Source organism: Actinomycetospora sp. CA-101289 (assembly GCF_050955895.1).
GTDB lineage: Bacteria > Actinomycetota > Actinomycetes > Mycobacteriales > Pseudonocardiaceae > Actinomycetospora.
This window is the reverse complement of record NZ_CP192093.1, coordinates 2,283,852-2,306,237: the sequence shown is the minus strand read 5'-3', so window position 1 is coordinate 2,306,237 and position 22,386 is coordinate 2,283,852. Positions and strand designations below refer to the sequence as shown.

Here is a 22,386-nt window from a genome sequence, read left to right as displayed (position 1 = left end):
CCCGGCCGATTGCCCCTGCTCGCGGCGTCCTCCAGCATGTCGCCACGCGAGGCGGGGGGTGCGATGACGACGTCCTCGTCAGCGGCGCCGCGGTTGTGGGCAAGACCAGCCTCGTCGAGGCGTTCCTGGCCGCCCGCCCGGCGCGCGGCCGCGTGCTGCGCGGTGCCTGCGAACCGCTCTCCACGCCCGGCCGCTGGCCCCGCTGGCCGACCTCGCGGAACCGGGCACCCGGCTCGCCGCGCTGCTCGAAGCCGCCGCCGACCCCGTGCTGCTCCACCGCGCAGTCGGCGGTGGAGCGGGCGGTGCTGCACGAACCGCCGCTGCTCGGGGTCCTGCCCGACGGCGAGCAGATCGGCACCGGGATCACGGCCCTGGTCGCCGACGGGATGGTCGGGGCGGACCCCCGGTGGCCATGGATCTCTTCTTCCGCTCCGTGATGACCGATGCCGAGCGCGACGGCATCGCGCCCGGGCTCCTCGCACGGCTCCTGACCAACGGGGAGGTCTTCTTCGGCGGCGAGCTGGCCCTCGTGGCCGGCTACGAGCCCGATCCGGGGCGCCTGCGCGCGACTGGCGTCGAGGTGACCGTGGCCGTCGGACGGGACCACCCGGAGCGCTACCTGGTCCGGGGCGCCGTGTGGCTCGCCGACCAGCTGGGCGTGGAGCTCCGCGCGGTGTCGGGCGCCCACGTCCCGGGCCTGGACCGTCCAACGGTGCTCGCCGAGGAGCTGCGCGCCCTGCTCGACGCCCCGGGCTCCTCCGCGTCCGGCCGCGATCATGGGACCGTCCGGACGATGGCCGAGCGGGTGCGCGGTTCCTAGACTCCGGCGGTGACCACCGCCGGTGTCAACCGCTCCCCGCAGGGCGGGCTCGCCGAGGTCCTGGACCTGATCCTCGACAAGGGCCTCGTCATCGACGCCTTCGTGAAGGTGTCGGTGGTCGGCGTCGAGCTGATCACCATCGACGCCCGCATCGTCGTGGCCAGCGTCGACACCTACCTGCGCTTCGCCGAGGCCACCAACCGTCTGGACCTGCACGAGAAGGGCGGCAAGGGCCTCTCCGAGCTGCCCGGGCACATGACTGAGCAGGTCATGGAGGGCGGCGCCAAGGGCATCACCAAGGGCGTCCTCGACGCGGGCCACGAGATGTGGCGCGAGGTGCGGGAGGAGCGGCGAGAGCGCAAGCAGCAGCGCCGGGGCTGACCGTCGCGCCGGCGGCCGGCCTGGGATGCTGGCGGCGTGCAGCCCGATCCCGACGGTCTCCCCGACGACCTGCCCGGCCCGGACCCCGCCGAGGTCCACCGGCGGTCGACGGCGATCGTCCTGGGGATGGACGCGGGCGACCTCGACGCGGTCGGCGCGCTGCTGGGCGAGCTGGCGGGGCCGGAGGAGTTCGCCGCCCAGGTGGTGAGCCTGGCGAGCCTCGCGCGCCTGCTGCTCGACGAGCGCGAGGACACCGCGCCGGGCGCGGACGAGGCGCGGGCCGCGGTGCTGCACGAGCTCGCCGGGGTGCTCACGGCGGCCGAGGGAGGCTGACCCGGGCGGTGGGCGCGGAACGCGTCGGGCAGGATCGGGGGGTGAGTGCCGCGAGGGAGCCGACCGCCGAGCCGACCGCCGCCGAGGACGCCGCGCTGGCCCGCGAGCTGGCCGACGCCACCGGCGCGCTGCTGCTCGAGCTCCGCGACGGCACCGGCCCGGGCCGCGATCGGGAGTACCGCGGAGACGCCGAGGCGCACGACTTCCTCGTCCGCGCGCTGCACCGCCACCGGCCCACCGACGTCGTGCTCTCCGAGGAGGGCATCCAGGACCCGGTGCCGCGGCGCGGGGCGCACCGGCTCTGGATCGTCGACCCGCTCGACGGCTCCAGCGGCTACGGCCGGGGCGGCGACGAGTGGGGCGTGCACGTCGCCCTCGTCGTCGACGGGGCGCTCGTCGCCGGCGCGGTGGCGCTGCCGGCCCGCGGCGAGCTGGCCGACTCCGAGACCGTCACCCCGCTGCCCGACACCCCCGTCGACCCCGAGCGCGGGCTGACGGTGACGGTGAGCCGCTCGCGGCCGCCCGTGGAGCTGCGCCGGCTCGCGGCCGCCTTCCCGGTGCGCACCCGCGCGATGTCCGCCGCGGGCGTGAAGACCCTGGCCGTGGTCGACGGCACCGTCGACGCCTACCTGCACTCGGGGGGCCAGTACGAGTGGGACAACGCCGCCCCCGCGGCCGTCGCCGTCGGCGCGGGCCTGCGGGTGACGCGCCTGGACGGGCGCCCCCTGCCCTTCGGCGCGGACGACCCGTACTCGCCCGACCTGCTCATCGCCCGGCCCGCCGTGCACCAGGCGATCCTCGACGTGCTGGTGCCCGCGTAGCTCAGTACCGCCAGCGCCAGGCGGCGAGCACGTCCTCGGTCTCGCGCTCGGCGGCCCAGGCGGAGTCGGCCCGGCGCACCGCGAGGAAGGCGCCGAGGCGCTCGGCGCCGAGCGCGTCGGTGAGCCGCGGGCACCCCACCAGCGCGGCCTCCTGCTCGGCCGCGGTGGACGGCAGGGGCGCGATGCCCGCAGCCGCACGCTGCTCCTGGGTCCAGGTGCCCGGGTCCTCGGCGTGGGGCGCGGGCGGCTCGAGCCCCTCCTCGACGCCCGCGACGCCGGCGGTGAGCAGGGCGGTGAGCGCGAGGTAGGGGTTGGCCGACGCGTCGGAGACCTTGAGCTCGACGTTGGCGTGGTCGGCGCCCAGCAGCGCGGAGCCCGCCACGTAGCGCAGCGGGGCCTCGCGGTTCTCGACGCCCCAGAACCCGTAGGCGCCGGCGAAGAAGCCGGGGCGCAGCCGGGCGAGCGACCCGATCGACGGGGCGGTGACCGCCGCGAGCGCCGGCAGATCGCGCAGCAGACCCGCGATGTACGCGGCGCCCGCGGGGTCGTCCGGGCCGTCGAGGCCGCCGGCGAGCAGGTTGCGGCCGTCGCGCCACAGCGAGGTGTGCGCGTGCCAGCCGTTGCCCGCGAGCGCCAGCGAGGGCAGCGGGGCGAAGCTCACCCGCAGCCCGTGGCGCGCGGCGGCCGCGAGCACGGTCTGGCGGGCCAGCAGCTGCTCGTCGGCGGCCCGCACGGGGTCGGACGCGCCGAGGGAGAGCTCGACCTGCCCGGGCCCGTACTCGGCGTGCAGCTGGCCGATGCGCAGCCCGTTGGCCTCCGCGTCGCGCAGGACATCGGTGACGAAGCCGTCGATCTCGAGCAGCGCGTGCGGGCTGTACGCGGGGCCGCGGTAGGCGGGCACGATCGACCCGTCGGGCGTCGCGGCGCAGACGGCGAACTCCATCTCGTAGCCCACCAGCGCCGTGTAGCCGCGGTCGGCGAGCGACGCGACGGTGCCGGCCAGCAGCGAGCGCTGGTCCCACGGCCAGGGCGACCCGTCGACGGCGACCTGGGTGCCCGGCGCCCACGCGAGGCCCGGCTGACCGGCCAGCGGCGTGAGGCGGTCGAGGTCGGGCACGAGGCGCACGTCGCCCGAGGGCGTCTCCCGCCCCGGCGCCCCGTACTGGATGCCGTCGTTGGTGTCGAAGACGGCGAAGACGGTGCTGACGCCGATCCCGGTCTCGGCCACCTGCGGCAACGTCGCGACGGGGACCGTGCGCGAGCGCGGGATGCCGTTGTTGTCCGCCCACGCCACGGTGACGCCGGCGACGCCCTCGCCCCGCAGCCGCTCGACGAGCTCGGCGGCCCGCTCCCCCGTGTCGCCCACTGCGCTCTCCCGTCCACCGCCGTGCTCCGAGGGCCACAGGCTAGTGCGGGCCCCCGACGACGCCGCCGGAACCGCCGACCACTCGTCGCTCGAGATCGACTCTCGATCGGGTGGCAGGGGCCGGTACCCAGAAACGAGCGGTCGTCCACCACCGATGAGCGGTTCGTGACGGACGACAAAGCGGCGCGTGAACACGAGCGGTCGCCGACGCGTTCTGCCATTGTGGAGAAGCGACGGTCGTTCGACCGGAGCTCGCGGGCCCGGACTCCTCGAGTCCGAGGCCTCGACGGAGGGAGATGACGATGCCCGGCACCCTGACCCGGCCAGAACTCACCGCCTCGGACCGATGCGACCGCTGCGGCGCAGCGGCCAAGGTCCGTGCCGTACTGCCCTCCGGTGGAGAACTCCTCTTCTGCGGGCACCACGCCCGGGCCCACGAGGCCAAGCTGAAGGAGCTGTCGGTGGACGTCCAGCCCGGTGAGAGCGCATGACGGCCGACTGACCAGCGGCAACACAGCAGGACCACAGACCACACAGATCGAGACCCCAGCGGGCGAGGACCACCACGGTCCTCGCCCGTCGGCGTTCCCGGGGTCGGCGCCGGCGACGCCGGACCCGGTCGCCGCTCCCCGCGACGGTCGTCGGCCGGGCCGCGGCGGTGATCACCCGGTGATCGTCGCGCGCCCTGTCGACCCGGCCGGGCGTGCGCTCCGCGGGCCCGGCGCCGACCCCCCGACCCGCGGCGGCCGTCACCCGCGTCGGTGACGCCGCGGTGAACCACGTGTCGGCGATGTGTCGGACCGCGACGATCGCGACAGCGCCCGATCACCACCGTGTGTGATGTGCACCACCCCGTCATCGCGCGGACACGCAGCGTAGGACGATCACCGCCAGGACCGCAGCGTCGCGATCCGCTCCTCGATCTGTTCCAGGCTCGCCATCGGCGTCGCCGGCCCCCCGCAGTGCTTGCGGAGGTCGCCGTGGATCGCGCCGTGGGGCTTGCCGGTGCGGTGGTGGTGGGCGGCCACGAGCGCGTTGAGCTCGCGGCGCAGGTCCTTGAGGCGCTCGGCGACCCCGACGTCGCGCCGGAACTCCCGCGCCGGCGCGGGCAGCCCCTCCGAGACGGCCGTCGCCGCCGCGCCCGCCTCCGGGCGGGTGGCCGCCTGGTCGAGCTGCTCGCTCTGGCGGCGCCGCAGCAGCGCCCGCACCTGGTCGGGCTCGAGGAGCCCGGGCAGGCCCAGGTAGTCCTGCTCGTCGGCCGAGCCCGCGCCCGCGGCGGTGCCGAACGAGGACCCGTCGTAGATCAGCTGGTCGAGCTCGGCCTCCGCCGAGAGCGCCTCGAACGCCTTCTCCTGCTCGCCCGGCTCGTCCTCGGTGCGGTTGGCCTGCGCGAGGAGGTCGTCCTCCCAGCCCTCCTTCGGCCGGTGCGGCTCGCCGAGGACGTGGTCGCGCTGCACCTCGAGCTCGCTGGCCAGCGTGAGCAGCGACGGCACGCTGGGCAGGAACACGCTCGCGGTCTCGCCGGGGCGCCGCGAGCGCACGAAGCGGCCGACGGCCTGGGCGAAGAACAGCGGGGTCGACGCGCTGGTGGCGTAGACGCCGACGGCCAGGCGCGGGACGTCGACGCCCTCGGAGACCATGCGCACGGCGACCAGCCAGCGGTCGCCGGTGCGGGAGAACTCCGCGATGCGCCCGGACGCCTTCGGGTCGTCGGAGAGCACGACCACGGGCTCCTCGCCGGAGATGCGCCGCAGCAGCGTGGCGTAGGCCTTCGCGGTGGTGTGGTCGGTGGCGATGACCAGCCCGCCGGCGTCGGGCACGCCACCCGCGCGGAGCTGCGTCAGGCGGGTGTCGGCGGCCTGGAGCACCGCGGGCATCCACTCGCCCTTGGGGTCGAGCGCGGTCTTCCAGGCGCGGGCGTTGTGCTCGGCGGTCAGGGGCTCACCGAGCCGGGCGGTCATCTCCTCGCCCGCGCTGGTGCGCCAGCTGGCCTGGCCCGAGTACGCCAGGAACACCACGGGCCGCACGACACCGTCGGCCAGCGCGTCGGCGTAGCCGTAGGAGTGGTCGGCGCGCGAGCGCAGCACGCCCGCGGCGTCGGGCTCGTAGGTGATGAACGGGATCGGGCTGTCGTCCGAGCGGAACGGCGTGCCGGTGAGGGCGAGCCGACGGGTGGCGCCGGCGAACGCTTCGCGGGTCGCCTCGCCCCACGACTTGGCGTCGCCGGCGTGGTGGATCTCGTCGAAGACCACGAGGGTGCGCCGGCCCTCGGTGCGGTTCATGTGCAGCACCGGGTGCGCCGCGACCTGCGCGTACGTCACGGCCACGCCGCGGAAGTCGGTGGACGTGCGGCCGACCGCGTTGGAGAACTCGGGGTCGAGCGCGATGCCCGCCGCCCGGGCGGCCTCGGCCCACTGGTGCTTGAGGTGCTCGGTGGGACAGACGATCGTCACCGTGTCGACGCTGCGGTCACCCAGCAGCTCGGCCGCGACCCGCAGCGCGAACGTCGTCTTCCCCGCGCCGGGCGTGGCGACGGCCAGGAAGTCGCGGGGCCGTTCGGCGAGGTAGCGGGTGAGCGCGCGGCGCTGCCACTGGCGCAGCGGCCGCGTCTCGGCTCCCGTGCTGGTGCCCGTGCGGGTCGGGCCGTCGGTCGCTCGGGTGGTCAAGGGCCCTCCGGGGCGGGACGTGATCTCGGGGGTAGACCAGCGGTCGGCCGCTACTCCCCGTCGTCACCGCCACGGGGGATCTTGTTGAAGATCTCCTTGCACTTCGGGCACACCGGGGAGCCCGGCTTGGGCGAGCGGGTGACCGGGAACGTCTCGCCGCACAGCGCCACCACCATCGTCCCGGTGACCGCCGATTCGGCGACCTTGTTCTTCCGGACGTAGTGGAACATCTTCGGGTCGTCGTCGCCCGTGCGGTCGGTCCCCTCGGGGCGGGTGTCGGGGAGCACGGTCGTCTGGCTCATGGCTCCCATGATGCCCCACGCCCCCGACGGTGGACCCACACCGGGCACCCCCGCGAATCCTCCGAAACGGCACCCACGCCCTCGGGGCGGCTGTCACGGTGTCCCCACCTGACCCCCGTCGAGAGGAGCGCGCAGTGACGTACCCGGCCCGCGCCCTGCGCCCAGCCCCCTGGCGGGCGCTCGTGCCCGAGCACGCGGGCGAGGTCACGACGACGCTGGCGCCGGTCCGGGCCGGGCGGGTGCCGGTCCGGCCCGTTCCGGCCGACGAGCTGCCCGACGTCCCGGCGCCGTGGTCGGAGGCCGTGCGGGTCTTCGTCGGCGAGCACCGCACGCGCCTGCTGCGCCTCGGCCTGCACCTCGTGGTCGCCGCGCTGCCGCTGCTCGCGATCTCGGCGCACGTGTTCGGGGTCGCCCCGATGCACCTCACCGCCGGCGTGGTCGTGGTCCCGCTGACGCTGGTCGTGCTGCTCCTGGGCCTGTTCGCGCCCGTGCCCGAGGACCGGCTGGTGGTCGCGGGCGTGGTCTGGGGCGTGCTCGCGACGCTGGTGTACGACGCGGTGCGCCTCGACACCGTCTACCTCCTCGGCCTGTGGGGCGACTTCATCCCCACCGTCGGCACGTGGATCGTCGACGTCGACGCGGGCTCCTCGGCCGTCGGCGCGATCGTCGGCTACCTCTGGCGCTACGTCGGCGACGGCGGCGGCATCGGCGTCGCCTTCTTCGTGCTGGTCGCGGCCACCGGGCTGCGGCGGTGGGGGCAGCGGGCGACGGTCGCCGCCGCGGTGGTGTTCGCGGTCTTCCCGATCTGGACGGGCCTCGTCGCCACCGTGGCCATCGCCCCGCGCGGCGAGCAGCAGATGTTCCCCCTCACGGTCACCACGGTCAGCCTCTCGCTGCTCGGCCACCTCGTGTTCGGCCTCGTGCTGGGGCTGGGGTGCGCCCGCTGCGGGCGTCTCGAGGAGTACTGGCCCTGGACGCCGCTGCTCGACCTGCGGCGCGGTCCCCGCGTGACCGACGTGGCGGTGTCGGGGGCCCCGGCCGCGCGCCCGGTGGTCGACGAGGCCTGGGGCCCGCCCGCGCTCGTCACCGCGGGCGGGGACGACCCGGAGATCACCGAGATCCGCGTCGAGCGGCCGGTCCGGGCGCGGCCGCTCCGGCGCGGTGCGGGCCCGTCCGGACCCCTGTCCGGCCCGGTCCGGGTCGTCGACGCCCGGTCGGGCCCGCTGCCCGTCACCGGCACCCCGTCCGGTCTCCTGCCGGTCACCGGCCCGCGGTCGGGGCCGCTCCCCGTGCGCGACCCCCGCTCCGGACCCGTGCCCGTGGCGGCGCCGGCTCGGGCGCCCGGGCCCGTGGGCGTGCGGGTCACCGGGCCGGCGTCGGGGCCGGTGGCCGTGCCGGTCTCGGGCCCCGTGCCGGTCTCCGGGGCCTGGGCGCGCCGCGTCCCGCCCGGTGCGGCCGACCCCTGGCTCGGCCCGGACCGTCGCCGGCCCACGAGTTCCGCCAAAGCGCACCCGGGCGGACCGGCGCGGAGCTAGCGTCCGCGCTGCGGGTGGTGGTCACGGGACGGAGGACGATGGACGGGTGGGATCGGGGGCGTTCTCCCTGGTCACGGGGTCGCGCGGGGGCGCGTGGGCCGGCGCCCGCGACCCCGGAGAGCCCCTGGGCGGCGCTCGACCGGCGGCGTGACACCGGCCCCCGTCGCTTCCCGCTGCTCGTGCTCGCGGTCGTCGCCGCGGCGGTCCTGCTCGTCGGGGTGGCCGTGGGCGGGGGCACGCCGCTGATCTCCCACGGCGGGCTGGTGTCGGTCGCGGACGGCGACGACGCCGACTCCGGATCCGATGATCCCGACGACTCCGGGTCGGACGACGGAGATTCCGGCGGCGGGCAGGACGACCAGCAGGACGGCGGCGAGGACGAGTTCCCCGGCCGCGACGAGATCGGGCGGGCGGGCGCCGACGAGTACGTGGACATCACCGACGTCGACCGCATCAGCAGCCGCGGCGAGGGCGGCGACTTCTCCGGGGGCAGCTACAGCGTCCGGTGCGCCCTGAGCGACCACAAGAACTCCGACAACCCGATCATCGCGCCCGGCGTGCGCAACGGCGCCCAGCACACCCACGACTACGCCGGCAACGAGAGCACCAACTTCGCCTCCGAGGAGGAGACGCTCGAGGAGTCGTCCACCACCTGCACGAACGGCGACCGCTCCCCCATCTTCTGGCCGGTCCTGCGCGACCTGCGCGGCGTCGGCCCCGACGTGGGCGTCGACGGCGGCAGCCTCGACGGCAACGTGGGCTCGTTCGTCGCGCCGGACACCATCGACATCACGTTCCACGGGCACGGCAGCCGGCGGACGCAGGCGATGCCGCCGAACATGGTGCTGGTCACGGGGTCGGCCAAGGCCGGCACCGACGACGGCGAGGGCGCCAACGCGAAGTACAGCTGCTCCGGCTCGGGCCGCCTCACCGACCAGTACCCGATCTGCCCCGAGGGCTCGTCGCTGATGCGGGTGTTCGACTTCCCCAGCTGCTGGAACGGCGAGGACCTCGACTCCGAGGACCACACCACGCACATCGTCTACCCCGACGAGGACGGCGAGTGCGACGACGACGCCGTCCCGGTGCCCGCGCTGCGGATCACCGTGGGCTACCAGGACCCGCCGCCGGGCCGGCTGTTCGCCATCGACAGCTTCCCCGAGCAGCAGCACGACCCGATCACCGACCACACGCTGCTCGAGTACCTGTCGTCGGAGCGCCGGGCGCAGGAGGGCGTCGAGTGCATCAACGCCGCGCGCCGCTGCGTGCAGGGCCGCGCGGACGACGCCGCCGCCTCGGGGTCCACCGACGACGCCGATCGGGTGCCGCGCTCCCAGAGTTTCGCCCACGTCCTGGCCACGCACGGCAAGCACGGCGCCCGCGGCGGCAAGCACGGTGCCGCCCACGGAGACCGCGCCACGTCGCACCCGGCCGCGCCCGCGCCCACGGCGCCCTGCGCCGGCACGCCGCCGGCGCTGCTCACCGCGCCGGGCTGGGCGCCGCCGCCGGCACGGCGCGAGCACGCGATGACCAGTGGCGCCCCGGCCCTGGTCTGCTGCTGCTGAGCGGGCGGGGCGTCAGCCCTCGCTGCCGGTGCGGGGCACGTCGGCGTCCACGGTCCGCGGCGGCTCGTGGTCGGACGAGTCCTGCTGCGCCTGACGCGGCCGCTCGGTGGGACCGACGTGGGGGCTGCGGCCCTCGAGCACCTCGGCGGCCTCGATGATCCGGGCCTCCGACACGGCGCCGAGCTGGGTGCTGCCCTGGCGGTGGCGGTTCTTCTTCTCGGCCTTCTTCGCCGGGCGGTCGTTGGCGATGAGCACCGCGACCCACGGCAGCGGCACCGACAGCACGATGAACGCCACCGCCACCAGCGGCCACTGGAAGCCGATGCCGAACACGCCGGCGAGCAGGAGGCACGGGATGCGGCACGCCATGATCAGCGAGTAGCGCTTCTTCCGGGCCGCGAACTCCTCGTCGTACGAGACCTGGGCCTCGGTGATCAGGATGGGCCCGTCGTCGTCGTGACGTCGGTTCACGCTCGTCGCCTCCTCGGCACCCGCCGTTCCGTCCACGGGTGCCCTCGGCCTCCAGACTCAACCCTGGACGCCCGGAGCGCCACCGGAGGGGTCAGGAGCTCGCCGCCTGCTTGGCCGCCTTCTTCTGGGCCTGCTTGAACTCGCGCACCTCGCCGAGGGTCACCGGGTCGACGACGTCGGCGATCGAGCGCCGCGAGCCGTCGTCGCCGTAGGCGCCGGCCGCCTCGCGCCAGCCCTCGGGGCGCACCCCGCACTGCTTGCCCAGCAGCGCGGTGAAGATCTGCGCCTTCTGCTTGCCGAAGCCGGGCAGCGACTGCAGGTTCGCCAGCACCTCGCGCCCGCTCGCCGCGTCGACCCACAGCCGCTCGGCCTCGCCGCCCCACTCGGCGACGAGCAGCCGGCACATCGCCTGCACCCGCTCCGCCATCGAGCGCGGGTAGCGGTGCAGGGCGGGCGGGCCGGTGAACGCGGCCACGAGCGCCTCGGTGTCGTACTCCGCGAGCTTCGACGCGGTCAGGGGCCCGACGCGCTCGGCGAGCAGCGCGGGCGAGGCGAAGGCGCGCTCCATCGGGAACTGCTGGTCGAGCAGCATGCCGATGAGCAGCGCCAGCGGGTTGGCGCTCAGCACCGCGTCGGCGTCGGCGTCCTGCGCCAGGGTCAGGTCGGGCACGCCGGTCAGCCTGGCAGATCGTGCGTCAGCACGGCGAACCTGAAGTCGTCGCCGCGGGGCTCGCCGACACCCTCCTCGCCGTACGGGAACGGCCGGGTCTCGCCGGTGCGCGTGTAGCCGCGGCGCTCGTACCAGGCGATCAGCTCGGGGCGCCGGTCGATCACGCACATCTCCATGACCCGCGCGCCCCGGTCGCGGGCGTGGTCCTCCGCGGCGCGCAGCAGCGCCGTCCCCACGCCGCCCTGCTGCACCCCGGGCCGGACGGCGAACAGGCCGAACGAGGCGGTGTCGCCGCCCGCGGGCAGCGTCACCGCGGCGCAGCCGAGCAGGTCGCCCGCGACGAGGATCGTGATCGACGGGTCGGCGACGTCCGCGGCGAGCAGGGCGCGCGTGGTGCGCGGACCGTCGATGAGGTCGGCCTCCGAGGTCCAGCCCTCGCGGCCGGACGGGCCGCGGTAGGCGGAGTGGACGAGGGCGAGCAGGGAGTCCACGTCGGCGGCCTCGGCGACGCGGATCGTCAGCGGAGCGGTCATCGCGCGCGAGTCTGCCCGGTTACTGGCCCGTATCGCTCGCTGAGCGAGGGATACGAGCCAGTAACCGCTCAGGCGCGGGCGACGACGGGCACCCCGCGCGCCCACAGGCCGATGCCGCGCCGGCGTATCGCGGCCGCCACGTGCACGGTCACCGCGGGGTGGCGCAGCAGCGCGCGCAGGACGTGGCGCGAGGTGGCCGGGCGGCGCCGTCCGCGCAGGGTCGCGACGAACGCCGTCGCGCCCTCGCGGCGCAGCACCACCGTCGCGGCGAGCGTCTCGCCCGGCTCCGGCACGCGCATGCGGTACTCGCCGTCGACCGCGAAGAACGGCGAGACGTAGAAGTCCTTGTCCACCCGCGCCCGGCCCGCTTCGGGGTCCTCGGACACGTCGAGCAGGTAGTGGTGCCGCCCGCCGTAGGTGTTGTGGACCTCGGCGACGACCGCGACGAGCGTCCCGGCGGCGTCGCGGCACCAGTAGAGCGTCAGCGGGTTGAACACGTACCCGAGCACGCGGGCGTGCGCGAGCATCAGCACCCGGGCCGGGCGGGCCACGCCCCGCGACGCCAGGAACACGTCGAGGTTCTCGCGCAGCGAGAGCGCGGGGTCGCCGAGGTGGTCCGCGGCGCGGAAACGGGCGAACGGGCGCAGCGGCGCGGGCAGGCGCGGCAGGTCGTCGAGGTCCACCAGCCACAGGTAGAGCCGGTGGGCGAAGGCGTGGTCGATCCGTTCGAGGCGGCGGTGGCCGACCTCGGCCTCGTAGAGCCAGGCCGTCACCACGTCACGCCCAGCGCGGCCGCGGCCCGGACCCCCGAGGCGCAGCCGTCCTCGTGGAAGCCCCAGCCGTGGTACGCGCCGGCGAACGCCAGCCGGTCGTCGCCGAGCCCCGGCAGCCGCTGCTGCGCGGCCACCGACTCCGGCGTGTACTCGGGGTGCTCGTAGTCCATGCGCGCGATGACCGTCGCCGGGTCCACGCGGTCGGTGGCGTTGAGGGTCACGACGTACGTCTCCGGCCCCCGCCCAGAAGGATCTCGGGGAAGCCGCATCAACCGCGTCATGTCGTAGCTGACCAGCACCCGGGACTCCCCCGGCACGCGCAGCAGGTTCCACGACGCCCGCGCGCCCGCCGCGCGGGGCAGCACCGAGGTGTCGGTGTGCAGCCAGGTCTCGTTCTGCGAATAGCGGAACGCGCCGAGCACGTCGACCTGCTCGCGGGTCGGCGCGGCCAGCAGGCGCAGCGCCTCGGGGGCGTGGGTGGCGACCACCGCGCGGTCGAAGCGGCGCTCGACGTCGGCGTCGTCGCGGACGACCACCTCGTCGCCGTCGCGCGCCACCGCCCGCACCGGCGTCGACACCTCGACGGCCGTCAGGCCCTTGGCCGCACGCTCGACGTAGGTGCGCGAGCCCCCGACCACCGTGCGCCAGCGGTGCGACCCGCCGACCGCGAGCAGCCCGTGGTTGGCCAGGAACGTGAACAGGTAGCGCGCCGGATAGCGCCGCGAGAGCTCCGGGCCCGATGACCAGACGGCCGAGACCACGGGCACGGCGAAGGTGTCGACGAAGAACCGCGAGTAGCCGCCGGCGTCGAGGAACGCGCCGAAGGTGACGTCGTCGTCCAGCGTCGAGGTCCCGTCGACCACGGCGCGCGCCTCGCGGTGGAAGCGCAGGACCTCGCCGAGCATCCGCAGGTAGCGCGGGTTCGCGAGGTTGCGCGGTTGCGCGAACAGCCCCCGCACCCCGCGCGCGCCGGCGTACTCCAGCCCCGACGCCTCGTCGCGGACGCTCATGCTCATCTCGGAGTCCTGCGTCGCGACCCCGAGCTCGGCGAAGAGCCGCAGCAGGTTCGGGTAGGTGACGTCGTTGTGGACGATGAAGCCGGAGTCCACGGCGACGGTGTCGAGCTCGTGGGTGTGGGCGTGCCCGCCGAGGCGGTCCTCGGCCTCGAACAGCGTCACGTCGTAGCGGCGCTGCAGCAGGTACGCCGCCGTCAGCCCCGAGACCCCCGCACCGACGACCGCGACCCGTTCCCGCACGCCCCGACTCCTGCCCGGACCGCTACGGGTCCTCCAGGGGGACCGCCAGTCCGTCGGGGTCCCCTGCTGCCATGGCCTTCGCCACGGACTCCGGGAACGGTTCGAGGCCGAGGGCCCCGAGGGCGAAGCGTGTGACCAGGTCGTGCCACGCGGCGGCTCGGCGCAGCATCGTGTGGCCGTCGCCGAGCACCTCGAAGCGCGCGACGCGGTCGGACACCGTCGCCACCTGCCCCGCGAACCACCGCGAGGCCGCCGGGCTGGTCATCCGCTCGCGGTCGCCGTGCGCGATGAGCACGGTCTGCCCGGCGAGGTGGGCCCACGGCTCGCCGCGCTCGAGCCACGGCGCCAGCCCGGCCACGCCCACCACGCCCTCGTCGCCGCCGACGCGCAGGGCCGCGCGCCCGCCCATCGAGTGCCCGACGAGCACGACGGGGACGTCGCCGTGGCGGCGACGCAGGTCCGCCAGGGCCCAGCGCGCGTCCTGCACCGGGTCGAGGTCGGGCGCGTTCCAGCCGCGGTAGCGGTAGCGCAGCAGGGCGGTGTCGACCCCGCGGCGCGCGCCGGCCGCCGCCACCGCGCGGGCGAACGGCACCATGCGCAGGTACGGCAGGCGCAGGCCGTCCGCGGCCTCGTGCCCGTCGGGGCGCCCGCCGTGCAGCACGACGACGGCGCCGCTGACGGGCCGTCGTGCGGCGGGGCGGACACGGTCGAGACGCGGCAGGGTCACGGGGCCATCCTGCGGCCACCGGCCCTGATCAGCGCGCGAGCGCCGGGACGCCGCCGCGGCCGGCCAGGGCGAGGACCAACTCGCCGGCCCCGGCCTCGACCGGCTCCCCGCGGCCGTGGGCCCAGTCCACGTCGCTCGCGCGCAGCGCGAGACCCGTGGTGTCGACCCCGAAGAGGGAGTGGCCGTCGGTGCCGACGACCTGGTCGAGCACCGTCCGCACCGCCGCGTCCGCGCCGACCCGGCCGAGCCCCAGCGGCACCGTCACGTCCAGCCCGTGGACGACGACGTGGGACAGCGAGCCGGCCATGCCGCCACCCGGCTGCGCGAAGGTCGCCATGGTGTCGCTGCGCAGGTCGGCGAGCAGGGCCTCCGGCGGGAGCGCCGCGTCCACGTCCGCGAGACGGTCGGAGGTCCGCGTGAAGTCGTACCCGTCCGCGGCCAGCTCGGCGCCGAAGCGGTCGGCCGGGTACCGCGCGGCCATCGTGAGGTGCGCGACGACGTGGGCGACCGTCCAGCCGGCGCACAACGAGTCGGCCGCCCACCGGTCGGCGTCGAGCGGGGCCAGCGCGTCGGCCAGGGCCGCGAACTCCCCCGCGACCAGGGTCTCGAGCGTGCTCATGATCGGTCTCCGTCCTGCAGCATCTGGGTGAGCCGGACCTGGTTGCCCGACGGGTCGCGGAACCCGGCGTCGAGCCCGTAGGGCCGCGGCTCGGGGTGCTCGGTGAACTCGACGCCCCGGGCGCGCAGCGCCGCGTGGTCGCGCCACACGTCGTCGGTCGCCAGGAAGATCGCCCCACCGAGACCCTGGGCCGTGACGGCGCGGATGAGGTCCGCCTGCTCGCGGGTCACCGCCGGCGGCTCCGGGATGGCCATGAGGACGAGCTCGGGCCCCGCTCCGCCCGGAGGCCCCACGGTCAGCCAGCGGAAGCCCCCCAGCTCGGGGAACGTCGCGTCGGCGCGCAGCTCGAACCCGACCTGGCCGGTCCAGAAGTCGCAGGCGGTCTGCTGGTCGTGGACCCAGACGTTGACGCGGTGGACGGCGATCACGCCCCCGAGACTAGGAAGCGGCCGGCGCCGGGTCTTCTCCAGAACTCCGGTGCTGCGGCCGGCCGTGGGCCCGCACGACGCACCCCGGCACCACGGCGTGGGCGTGGGCCGGCGGGAAGGCCGCGCGGTACGCCGTCGGCGTGCGGCCCAGGACCCGGTGGAAGCTCGCGGTGAAGCTGCCGACGCTGCTCAGGCCCACCTCGGCGCAGATCCGGGCCACCGAGTGGTCGGTGTGGCGCAGCAGGGCCGCGGCGCGCTCCAGCCGGCGCGTCAGCAGGTAGGCGTGGGGGGTCACCCCGAACACCGTGGCGAACCGGTCGCTGAAGTGCGCGGGGCTCAGCCCGGCGGCCCGCGCGAGGTCGGCGACCGTCAAGGGCTCGGCGTAGGACCGGTCGGCGAGGTCCCGCGCGCGCAGCAGGTGGCGCTCGACCGGGTGGGAGGTCGGCGCGGGCACCCCGCCATCCTGGCCCGACGGGCCGTCCGGCGTCACCGCCGCCGAACCGTTCGCCGCCTCCCGGCGAACGCCGTCGCGCCCCACCGCCCGCCGGAAGGACGACCCTGATGAAGGCCGGAGACACCGCCCCCGACTTCGAGCTCGCCGACGACACCGGCGGCCCGCGCTCGCTGGCGGGCCTGCTCGCCGACGGCCCGGTGGTGCTGTTCTTCTACCCGCTGGCCTCCTCGGGCGGCTGCACCCAGGAGAGCTGCCACTTCCGCGACCTCGCCGGCGAGTTCGCCGCGGTCGGCGCCCAGCGCGTCGGCATCAGCGCGGACTCGGTCGACAAGCAGCACACCTTCTCCTCGGCGAACGGGTTCGACTACCCGCTGCTGTCCGACCCGGGCGGCGTCGTGGCCAAGCAGTTCGGCGCGAAGCGCTCGTGGCTGCCGGCGCTGCCGGTCAAGCGCAAGACGTTCGTCATCGACACCGACCGCACGGTGCTCGGGGTGATCGGCAGCGAGATGAAGTTCGACCAGCACGCCGACGACGCGCTCGCCCTGCTGCGCGCCCGCCAGGGCGCCTGAGCACCCGTCCGGGCCGCGCCGGGTCAGGTGGCGCGGGCCGGGCGGCTGCCCGGGGGCAGCGGCAGGAACCCGGAGGTGCGGCGGACGTACTCGTCGTAGCCGGGACGCCCCGACATCGCGCGCTCGGTGAGCTCCTTGCCCGTCACCGACACCAGCAGGTAGGTCATCAGCAGCGGCCCGACGGCGCCCACCAGCGCCAGCGGGTGGCCCGCGGACACGACGAAGACGCCCCACCAGACGCAGGCGTCGCCGAAGTAGTTCGGGTGCCGCGTGTACCGCCAGAGCCCCGAGTCCAGGACCGTCCCCTTGTTCGCGGGGTCCGCCTTGAACGCGGCGAGCTGCGCGTCGCCGACGGCCTCGAACGCGAACCCGACGAGCCAGAGCACGGCGCCGGCGACCACGAGCGGCAGCACCGTCGCGTCCCGCACCATCGCGGCGAGCACCGGCAGCGACACGACGAGCATGACGCCGGCCTGCGGCAGGTAGACCCTGCGCACGACGTACGCCGTCACCGCGCCCGGCGGGTGGTCGTCGCCGAGCATCGCGGCGTAGCGCGGGTCCTCGCCCTTCCCGCGGTTGCGTCGCCCGATGTAGATCGCCAGGCGCAGCCCCCACACGGCGACGAGGGCGAGCACGGTCACGCGGACCACGTCGTCGCCGACGCCGAGCACGCCCGTCACGACGAAGGCCACCCCGGCGACCGCGACGAACCCCAGCCCCCAGGCGACGTCGACGACGCTGTGCTGCCCGACGGCCCGCGCCACCGCGAGGGTGACGCCGAAGACCGCCACGACCGTGACGACCGCGGCGCCGACCAGGACGCCGAGGGTCGCGAGGTCGAACGCCGGGGTCACGGGGCCGGGGTGGCCACGGCGGTGGTCGCGCGCGACGGCACCGACCAGGCGTCCCGGGTGACGGGCATGCCGCTGCGGCCGCGGTCGGTGGGGCGGGCGAGGAGGATCTGGTCGACGCCCATGCGGTTCTCCTCGAACGCGAGCGCGGCGCCGGCGAGGTAGAGCCGCCACATCCGCGCCCCGCGCTCGCCGACCAGTCCGGCGGCCTCGTCGAAGCGCTCCTCGAGGGCGGCGAGCCAGGCGCGGATGGTCGGCACGTAGTGCTCGCGCATCACGTGCACGTCGCGGATCTCGAGGCCCGTGCGCCCCAGGTGGTTCAGGGTGTCGCCGACCGGGCGCATGACCATGTCCGGGGTCACGTAGGTCTCGATGAACGCCCCGCCCCCGGGCGCGGTCGCCCCGCGCGACATCTGCTGGACCAGCGCCCGCCCGCCCGGACGCAGGGCGCCGTGCAGCGTCGCGGCGAACACCGGGTAGTGCTCCTCGCCGACGTGCTCGCCCATCTCGACCGCACTGACGGCGTCGAACGGGCCGTCGGCGGCGGTGATGCGCTCGGCGACGTCGCGGTAGTCGAGCAGGTCGACCTGCACCTGCCCGGCGAGACCCTCGGCACGGATGCGGGCGTTGACGTGGTCGCGCTGCTCGCGGGAGATCGTCACGGCGCGCACCCGGGCGCCGTGCTCGCGGGCGGCGTGCACGGCGAGCGAGCCCCAGCCGCAACCGATGTCGAGCAGGCGCCGGCCGGGCGCGAGCTCGAGCTTGCGGCAGATCAGCTCGAGCTTGTCGTGCTGGGCCTGCGCGAGCGTGCTCTGTTCGGAGGTCCAGTAGCCCGAGGAGTAGGCCATCGAGTCGTCGAGCAGCAGCGCGTAGAACGCGTTGCCGGCGTCGTAGTGGTGGGCGATGACGTCGCGGTCGCGGCGACGGCTGTGCCGCCGGCCCCGGACCTTGATCGTCTCGGGGGGCGCCGCCGGCTTCGGCCCGACCAGCCCGAGGCGCAGCGCCTGGACCGCGAGGCCGGGCACCTCGCCCGCGCGGGGGCGGCGCGGCGCGATCGTCCCGCTGCGCACCAGCGCCCACATGGCCCCGAGCCCCTCGGCGAGGTCGCCGTCGACGTCGAGGTCCCCGGACACGTAGGCGTGCGCCAGGCCCATCTCGCCCGGCTGCCACAGCAGCCGCCGCAGCGCGCGGCGCGAGCGCAGGACGACCGTCGGCACCCCCGGACCCGGCGCCGCCCCGGCCTCGCTGCCGTCCCACGCCCGGATCCGCACCGGCAGCGGGCCGTCGAGGAACGCCCCCACCGCGCCCGCCACCCGTGCCGCCGCTCCTGCGCCCATGTGCACTCCCTCGTCGCCGTCTCGCTCGGTGATCGATCGAGGACGCGTTGCGGTTCACCACCCGTGCAAACGGGGTGTAGCGCTGGTACGTCCGGGTGCTGGCTCGCGGTGGTGCGAGCGATCCGTGTACGGAACGTGCTCGGATCCCCGATGTGGTGGGGGTGGGGGTCAACGACGTCCTGATCGTGGGGGAACCCGTGGCCTACGGGACGGGGTTCATCGCGCTGCTGCTGGTGCTGCTCTCGCGCTACCTCAGCAATTACCCGATCACCCTGGCCCACGAGGGCGGCCACATGCTGGCGCTCTTCGTCACGCTGCGCGGCAACCTCGGCTGGACCATGGACGACAACGCCGACGGGGCGACCAGGCCACGCCGGGGTGGCCTGTGGCTCTTCACCCTCGCGGTCTTCTTCGTGGGATACGCGGCCCCGCCGTTGCTGGGCCTGGCCGCCGCGGCGCTGATCGCCGTCGGCAACCCCTTCGCCGTCCTGATGATCGCGATCGTCCTGTCCGTCCTGGCGGTGGCCCGCTCGCGGAACGGTCTCGCGTTCCTCGTCCCGGCGCTGATCGTCGTCGGCTTCGGGTGGGCGCTCATCGGGGGGTCGGTCGCCGTGCAGGCGGCGTTGGCCGTCGGGCTCGCCTGGCTGCTCCTGCTCGGCGGCCTGGTCGATGCCGTGCGTCTGCTCCAGGCGCCGTCGTCGGACGGAGCCCAGCTGGCCAGGCGGACGCTGATCCCGAACGTCGTCTGGTCGCTCGCGTGGGTCTTCCTCGCCGTCACCACCCTCATCGTCGGCGGTCAGCTGCTCCTGCGCCCCGGCTACACGATCGGCTAGGGGACTCCACGCATGCGGGCGACCGCCGCGGCCGACATGATCCGGGGCATGGCGCGTCAGGACCTGCTCCGGCGGATCTCCCAGGCCCACGACCGGCGACGGTCGGGCCGCGGCATCCGGCTGTGGCGCAAGCTCGCGATCTGGGTGCTCTACCCCCGCCGCGACCGGGGCTTCTGGTACGGCTTCGCCATCGACGTCCTGTGGCCGGTGCTCATGGCCGTCGCGCGCTGGGACTTCCGCGGCGGGCGCCAGGTGCCGACGACGGGCGGGGCGCTGCTCGCGGTCAACCACCTCTCGCACGTCGACCCGATCGTGCTCGTGTCCTACGTGGTGGCCCAGGGTCGCGTGCCCCGCTTCCTGGCCATGAAGGAGCTGTGGGGCATGACGGTGGTCGGCGCGCCCCTGCGCGGCGGCCGGCACATCCCCGTCGACCGGCGCGCCTCCGGCGTCGAGGCCTACCGGGCCGCGGTGGAGGCGGTGCGCCGCGGCGAGGTCGTCGTCCTGTACCCCGAGGGCGGGTTCGCCGAGCACTCCGACGGCTGGCCCCGCGCCGCCCGCAGCGGCGTCGCGCGCATCGCGCTCGAGACCGGGGCGCCCGTCATCCCCGTCGCCCAGTGGGGCTCGAACCACCTGCTGCCCCCGTCGGCGTCACGGCCCACCCTCGTCCCGCGCGCGACGCTGCGGGTGCTCGCCGGCCCGCCGGTCGCCCTGGACGACCTGCGCGCGGGCCGCATCGGGCGCCGGGCGCTGCAGGAGGCCACCGACCGCATCATGGGCCGGATCACCGAGCAGCTCGCCGTGCTGCGCGGCGAGGAACCCCCAGCGCGTCCCGAGCCCCGCGACGGCGCCGAGCAGCCCGCCGTCGGCTGAGCCGCCCCCGAGAACGAGCGAAGGGCACCACCGCTCGGGAGAACCGACCGATGGTGCCCTTCGCTCGAAACGGGCGTGACGTGCCTACCCGTTGACCTGCTTCTGCATCTCGTCGACCACCGTCGGGTCCACGAGGGTGCTGGTGTCGCCCAGCTCCTCGCCCTCGGCGATGTTCTTGAGCAGCCGGCGCATGATCTTGCCCGACCGGGTCTTCGGCAGGTCGTGCGCGAAGATCACCGTCGCGGGCCGGGCCAGCTTGCCGATCGACTGGGCCACCTGCTCGCGCAGGGCCTGCTCCAGCTCCTCGGTGCCCTGCTTGTCGCCCCGGAGCGAGACGAACGCGATGATCGCCTGGCCCGTGTCGTCGTCCTTGCGGGCGGCGACGGCGGCCTCGGCGACGTCGGCGTGCTCCAGCAGCGCGCTCTCCACCTCGAAGGTCGAGAGCCGGTGGCCGGAGACGTTGACGACGTCGTCGATGCGACCCATCAGCTGGATGTCGCCGTCCTTGTCGTACTTGGCCCCGTCACCGGCGAAGTACGCGTCGGAGTACTTGGACCAGTACGTCTCGCGGAACCGCTCGTCGTCGTTGTACAGCGTCCGCATCATGCCGGGCCACGGCGCCTTGAGGACGAGGTTGCCGGTCTGCTCGACCTCGAGGACGTTGCCCTCGTCGTCGCGCACCTCCGGGCGCACGCCCGGGAACGGCTGCTGGGCCGACCCCGGCTTCAGGGTGGTGATGCCGGGCAGCGGCGTGATGAGGATGTGCCCGGTCTCGGTCTGCCACCACGTGTCCATGATCGGCGCCTTGCCGCCGCCGACGTGGTCGCGGTACCACTCCCACACGTCGGGATTGATGGGCTCACCGACGCTGCCGAGGATCTTGATCGACGACAGGTCGTGGCCCTCGAGGTACGACTCGCCCGCCTTCATGTGCGACTTGATCGCCGTCGGCGAGGTGTAGAGGATCGTCACCCCGTACTTGTCGATGATCCGCCACCAGACGTCCTTGTCCGGGTAGCCGGGGACGCCCTCGAACAGGATCGAGGTGCAGCCGTTGGCCAAGGGGCCGTACGTGATGTAGCTGTGCCCGGTGATCCAGCCGATGTCGGCGGCGCACCAGTAGACCGAGTCGTCCTTGACGTCGAACACCAGGTTGTGGGTGGTCGCCGTGCCGACGAGGTAGCCGCCGGTGGTGTGCACGACGCCCTTGGGCTTGCCCGTCGAGCCCGAGGTGTAGAGGAGGAACAGCAGGTCCTCGGACTCCATCGGCTCGCACGGGCAGCTCTCGGCGTCCCCGGACTCGTCGCTGACGAGGTCGTCCAGGTAGACGTCGCGGTCGCCCATCGGGATGTCGGCGCCGGAGCGCTTGACCACGACGACCTTCTCGACCGTGGTGGGCCCGGCGTCGAGCCCCTCGTCGGCGTTGGTCTTCTGCGCGCCGGCCTTGCCGCCGCGCATCGCCTCGTCCTGGGTGATGAGGACCTTGCACTCGAGGTCGTTGCAGCGCTCGGCCACGGCCTTGCCGCTGAAGCCGCCGAAGACCACGGTGTGCGGGGCGCCGAGACGCGCGCAGGCCAGCATGGCCACCACGGCCTCGGGGATCATCTGCATGTAGATGCCGACCGGTACGCCCTTGCCGACCCCGAGCTTCTTGAGCCCGTTGGCCAGCTTGACGACCTGCTCCTGGAGCTGCGCGAACGTGATGTCGCGGGCCTCGGAGGAGTCGGGGCCGTCGTCGGGGACGACGTGCAGCGCGACCTTGTCGCCCTTGCCGTTCTCGACGTGGCGGTCGACGCAGTTGTAACAGGCGTTGAGCTTGCCGCCCCCGAACCACTTCGCGTAGGGCAGGTTCCACTCGAGGACGGTGTCGTACGGCTCGAACCAGCTGATCTTGTCCTTGGCCTGCTCGTCCCAGAACGTCTCGAGGTCCTGGTCCTTCATCTCCGGCCGGGCGTTCGCCGTCTTCGACAGCTCGGGGTCCGGCGAGTACGTCTTCCCCTCCTGGCTGGTGGTCGTCGACTGCTCCGACATCCGCGTGTGCCTCCCGGTCGTCGTCCGCACACCGGCGGGCGCCACAGGACCGCCGGTGCCACTGCTGTTGTGCGCAGCGTCACGCACATCCCCGTCTGCGGCAACGGTGCGATCGGAGGGGCCGGGACCGGGTGGCGGAGATCGTCGCCACCTGCGGGTGTGACGATCTCCCCTG

At 74.8% G+C, this 22,386-nt stretch carries 26 protein-coding genes; 11 read left to right on the top strand and 15 right to left on the bottom strand.

What is annotated here, in order from left to right; genetic code table 11:
• The first annotated feature begins 95 nt into the window (after positions 1–95).
• From ACQPX6_RS11450 to ACQPX6_RS11430, 5 genes are read left to right on the top strand one after another with little or no spacing between them, the layout of a single operon-like run.
• Positions 96–437, top strand: coding sequence for a hypothetical protein (locus ACQPX6_RS11450; protein WP_433787419.1), 342 nt, complete (start codon positions 96–98; stop codon positions 435–437).
• The gene (locus tag ACQPX6_RS11445; protein ID WP_433787418.1) at positions 407–820 is read left to right on the top strand and encodes a hypothetical protein; all 414 of its coding nucleotides are present in this window, start codon (positions 407–409) and stop codon (positions 818–820) included. The genes ACQPX6_RS11450 and ACQPX6_RS11445 overlap by 31 nt, the downstream gene beginning before the upstream one ends.
• Positions 821–829: 9 nt before the next feature.
• Complete coding sequence (gene gvpJ / locus ACQPX6_RS11440) at positions 830–1,201, top strand: gas vesicle protein GvpJ (RefSeq protein ID WP_433787417.1); 372 nt, start codon at positions 830–832, stop codon at positions 1,199–1,201.
• Positions 1,202–1,237: 36 nt separating this feature from the next.
• Positions 1,238–1,534 (top strand): hypothetical protein, encoded by a 297-nt coding sequence (locus ACQPX6_RS11435; protein WP_433787416.1) that lies wholly within the window; start codon positions 1,238–1,240, stop codon positions 1,532–1,534.
• A 41-nt stretch (positions 1,535–1,575) separates the two neighbouring features.
• On the top strand, positions 1,576–2,355 hold the full coding sequence (locus tag ACQPX6_RS11430; RefSeq protein ID WP_433787415.1) for an inositol monophosphatase family protein: 780 nt from the start codon (positions 1,576–1,578) through the stop codon (positions 2,353–2,355).
• A gap of 1 nt (position 2,356) precedes the next feature.
• Here ACQPX6_RS11430 and ACQPX6_RS11425 read toward each other — a convergent pair whose 3' ends face one another.
• The gene (locus tag ACQPX6_RS11425; RefSeq protein WP_433787414.1) at positions 2,357–3,721 is read right to left on the bottom strand and encodes a glutamine synthetase; all 1,365 of its coding nucleotides are present in this window, start codon (positions 3,719–3,721) and stop codon (positions 2,357–2,359) included.
• Between the two features lie 296 nt (positions 3,722–4,017).
• On the opposite strand from ACQPX6_RS11425, the gene ACQPX6_RS11420 reads away from it, so the two are divergent.
• Positions 4,018–4,212, top strand: coding sequence for a DUF7455 domain-containing protein (locus tag ACQPX6_RS11420; RefSeq protein WP_433787413.1), 195 nt, complete (start codon positions 4,018–4,020; stop codon positions 4,210–4,212).
• 393 nt (positions 4,213–4,605) lie between these two features.
• Here ACQPX6_RS11420 and ACQPX6_RS11415 read toward each other — a convergent pair whose 3' ends face one another.
• Together ACQPX6_RS11415 and ACQPX6_RS11410 are read right to left on the bottom strand one after the other, a co-directional pair.
• Positions 4,606–6,387, bottom strand: coding sequence for a DEAD/DEAH box helicase (locus ACQPX6_RS11415; RefSeq protein WP_433787412.1), 1,782 nt, complete (start codon positions 6,385–6,387; stop codon positions 4,606–4,608).
• Between the two features lie 50 nt (positions 6,388–6,437).
• Positions 6,438–6,689: a DUF3039 domain-containing protein gene (locus ACQPX6_RS11410; RefSeq protein ID WP_433787411.1), complete on the bottom strand. Its 252-nt coding sequence runs from the start codon at positions 6,687–6,689 to the stop codon at positions 6,438–6,440.
• Between the two features lie 134 nt (positions 6,690–6,823).
• Between ACQPX6_RS11410 and ACQPX6_RS11405 the strand changes: the two genes are divergently transcribed.
• Positions 6,824–8,224 (top strand): hypothetical protein, encoded by a 1,401-nt coding sequence (locus ACQPX6_RS11405; RefSeq protein ID WP_433787410.1) that lies wholly within the window; start codon positions 6,824–6,826, stop codon positions 8,222–8,224.
• A 38-nt stretch (positions 8,225–8,262) separates the two neighbouring features.
• Positions 8,263–9,789, top strand: coding sequence for a DUF1996 domain-containing protein (locus ACQPX6_RS11400; RefSeq protein WP_433787409.1), 1,527 nt, complete (start codon positions 8,263–8,265; stop codon positions 9,787–9,789).
• 12 nt (positions 9,790–9,801) lie between these two features.
• Here ACQPX6_RS11400 and ACQPX6_RS11395 read toward each other — a convergent pair whose 3' ends face one another.
• From ACQPX6_RS11395 to ACQPX6_RS11355, 9 genes are all read right to left on the bottom strand, one after another.
• Positions 9,802–10,260 (bottom strand): DUF3099 domain-containing protein, encoded by a 459-nt coding sequence (locus ACQPX6_RS11395; protein ID WP_433787408.1) that lies wholly within the window; start codon positions 10,258–10,260, stop codon positions 9,802–9,804.
• 91 nt (positions 10,261–10,351) lie between these two features.
• Positions 10,352–10,930 (bottom strand): HhH-GPD-type base excision DNA repair protein, encoded by a 579-nt coding sequence (locus tag ACQPX6_RS11390; RefSeq protein ID WP_433787407.1) that lies wholly within the window; start codon positions 10,928–10,930, stop codon positions 10,352–10,354.
• A gap of 5 nt (positions 10,931–10,935) precedes the next feature.
• Positions 10,936–11,463: a GNAT family N-acetyltransferase gene (locus ACQPX6_RS11385; protein WP_433787406.1), complete on the bottom strand. Its 528-nt coding sequence runs from the start codon at positions 11,461–11,463 to the stop codon at positions 10,936–10,938.
• Between the two features lie 68 nt (positions 11,464–11,531).
• The gene (locus ACQPX6_RS11380) at positions 11,532–12,239 is read right to left on the bottom strand and encodes a DUF1365 domain-containing protein (RefSeq protein ID WP_433787405.1); all 708 of its coding nucleotides are present in this window, start codon (positions 12,237–12,239) and stop codon (positions 11,532–11,534) included.
• Complete coding sequence (locus tag ACQPX6_RS11375; RefSeq protein ID WP_433787404.1) at positions 12,233–13,492, bottom strand: NAD(P)/FAD-dependent oxidoreductase; 1,260 nt, start codon at positions 13,490–13,492, stop codon at positions 12,233–12,235. Before ACQPX6_RS11375 ends, ACQPX6_RS11380 begins: the two co-directional genes overlap by 7 nt.
• Positions 13,493–13,514: 22 nt before the next feature.
• Entirely contained in the window at positions 13,515–14,219 is a 705-nt protein-coding gene (locus ACQPX6_RS11370) for an alpha/beta fold hydrolase (protein ID WP_433787403.1), read from the bottom strand.
• Positions 14,220–14,247: 28 nt separating this feature from the next.
• Positions 14,248–14,838 (bottom strand): maleylpyruvate isomerase family mycothiol-dependent enzyme, encoded by a 591-nt coding sequence (locus tag ACQPX6_RS11365; RefSeq protein ID WP_433787402.1) that lies wholly within the window; start codon positions 14,836–14,838, stop codon positions 14,248–14,250.
• Complete coding sequence (locus ACQPX6_RS11360; protein WP_433787401.1) at positions 14,835–15,266, bottom strand: VOC family protein; 432 nt, start codon at positions 15,264–15,266, stop codon at positions 14,835–14,837. Before ACQPX6_RS11360 ends, ACQPX6_RS11365 begins: the two co-directional genes overlap by 4 nt.
• 10 nt (positions 15,267–15,276) lie before the next feature.
• Positions 15,277–15,720 carry a helix-turn-helix domain-containing protein gene (locus ACQPX6_RS11355; RefSeq protein WP_433787400.1) on the bottom strand — a complete coding sequence of 148 codons (444 nt, stop codon included), beginning with the start codon at positions 15,718–15,720 and terminating at the stop codon, positions 15,277–15,279.
• Between the two features lie 107 nt (positions 15,721–15,827).
• On the opposite strand from ACQPX6_RS11355, the gene ACQPX6_RS11350 reads away from it, so the two are divergent.
• Positions 15,828–16,289 carry a peroxiredoxin gene (locus tag ACQPX6_RS11350; protein ID WP_433787399.1) on the top strand — a complete coding sequence of 154 codons (462 nt, stop codon included), beginning with the start codon at positions 15,828–15,830 and terminating at the stop codon, positions 16,287–16,289.
• Positions 16,290–16,312: 23 nt separating this feature from the next.
• Here the strand turns inward: ACQPX6_RS11350 and ACQPX6_RS11345 are convergent, their stop codons facing one another.
• Complete coding sequence (locus ACQPX6_RS11345) at positions 16,313–17,143, bottom strand: DUF1295 domain-containing protein (RefSeq protein ID WP_433787398.1); 831 nt, start codon at positions 17,141–17,143, stop codon at positions 16,313–16,315.
• Positions 17,140–18,477 carry a class I SAM-dependent methyltransferase gene (locus ACQPX6_RS11340; protein WP_433787397.1) on the bottom strand — a complete coding sequence of 446 codons (1,338 nt, stop codon included), beginning with the start codon at positions 18,475–18,477 and terminating at the stop codon, positions 17,140–17,142. The genes ACQPX6_RS11345 and ACQPX6_RS11340 overlap by 4 nt, the downstream gene beginning before the upstream one ends.
• Before the next feature lie 161 nt (positions 18,478–18,638).
• Between ACQPX6_RS11340 and ACQPX6_RS11335 the strand changes: the two genes are divergently transcribed.
• On the top strand, positions 18,639–19,310 hold the full coding sequence (locus ACQPX6_RS11335; protein ID WP_433787396.1) for a M50 family metallopeptidase: 672 nt from the start codon (positions 18,639–18,641) through the stop codon (positions 19,308–19,310).
• Between the two features lie 12 nt (positions 19,311–19,322).
• Complete coding sequence (locus tag ACQPX6_RS11330; protein WP_433787395.1) at positions 19,323–20,180, top strand: lysophospholipid acyltransferase family protein; 858 nt, start codon at positions 19,323–19,325, stop codon at positions 20,178–20,180.
• 84 nt (positions 20,181–20,264) lie between these two features.
• On the opposite strand, the gene acs is transcribed toward ACQPX6_RS11330, so the two are convergent.
• Positions 20,265–22,211, bottom strand: a complete 1,947-nt coding sequence (gene acs / locus ACQPX6_RS11325) for an acetate--CoA ligase (protein WP_433787394.1) — start codon at positions 22,209–22,211, stop codon at positions 20,265–20,267.
• Positions 22,212–22,386 lie beyond the last annotated feature (175 nt).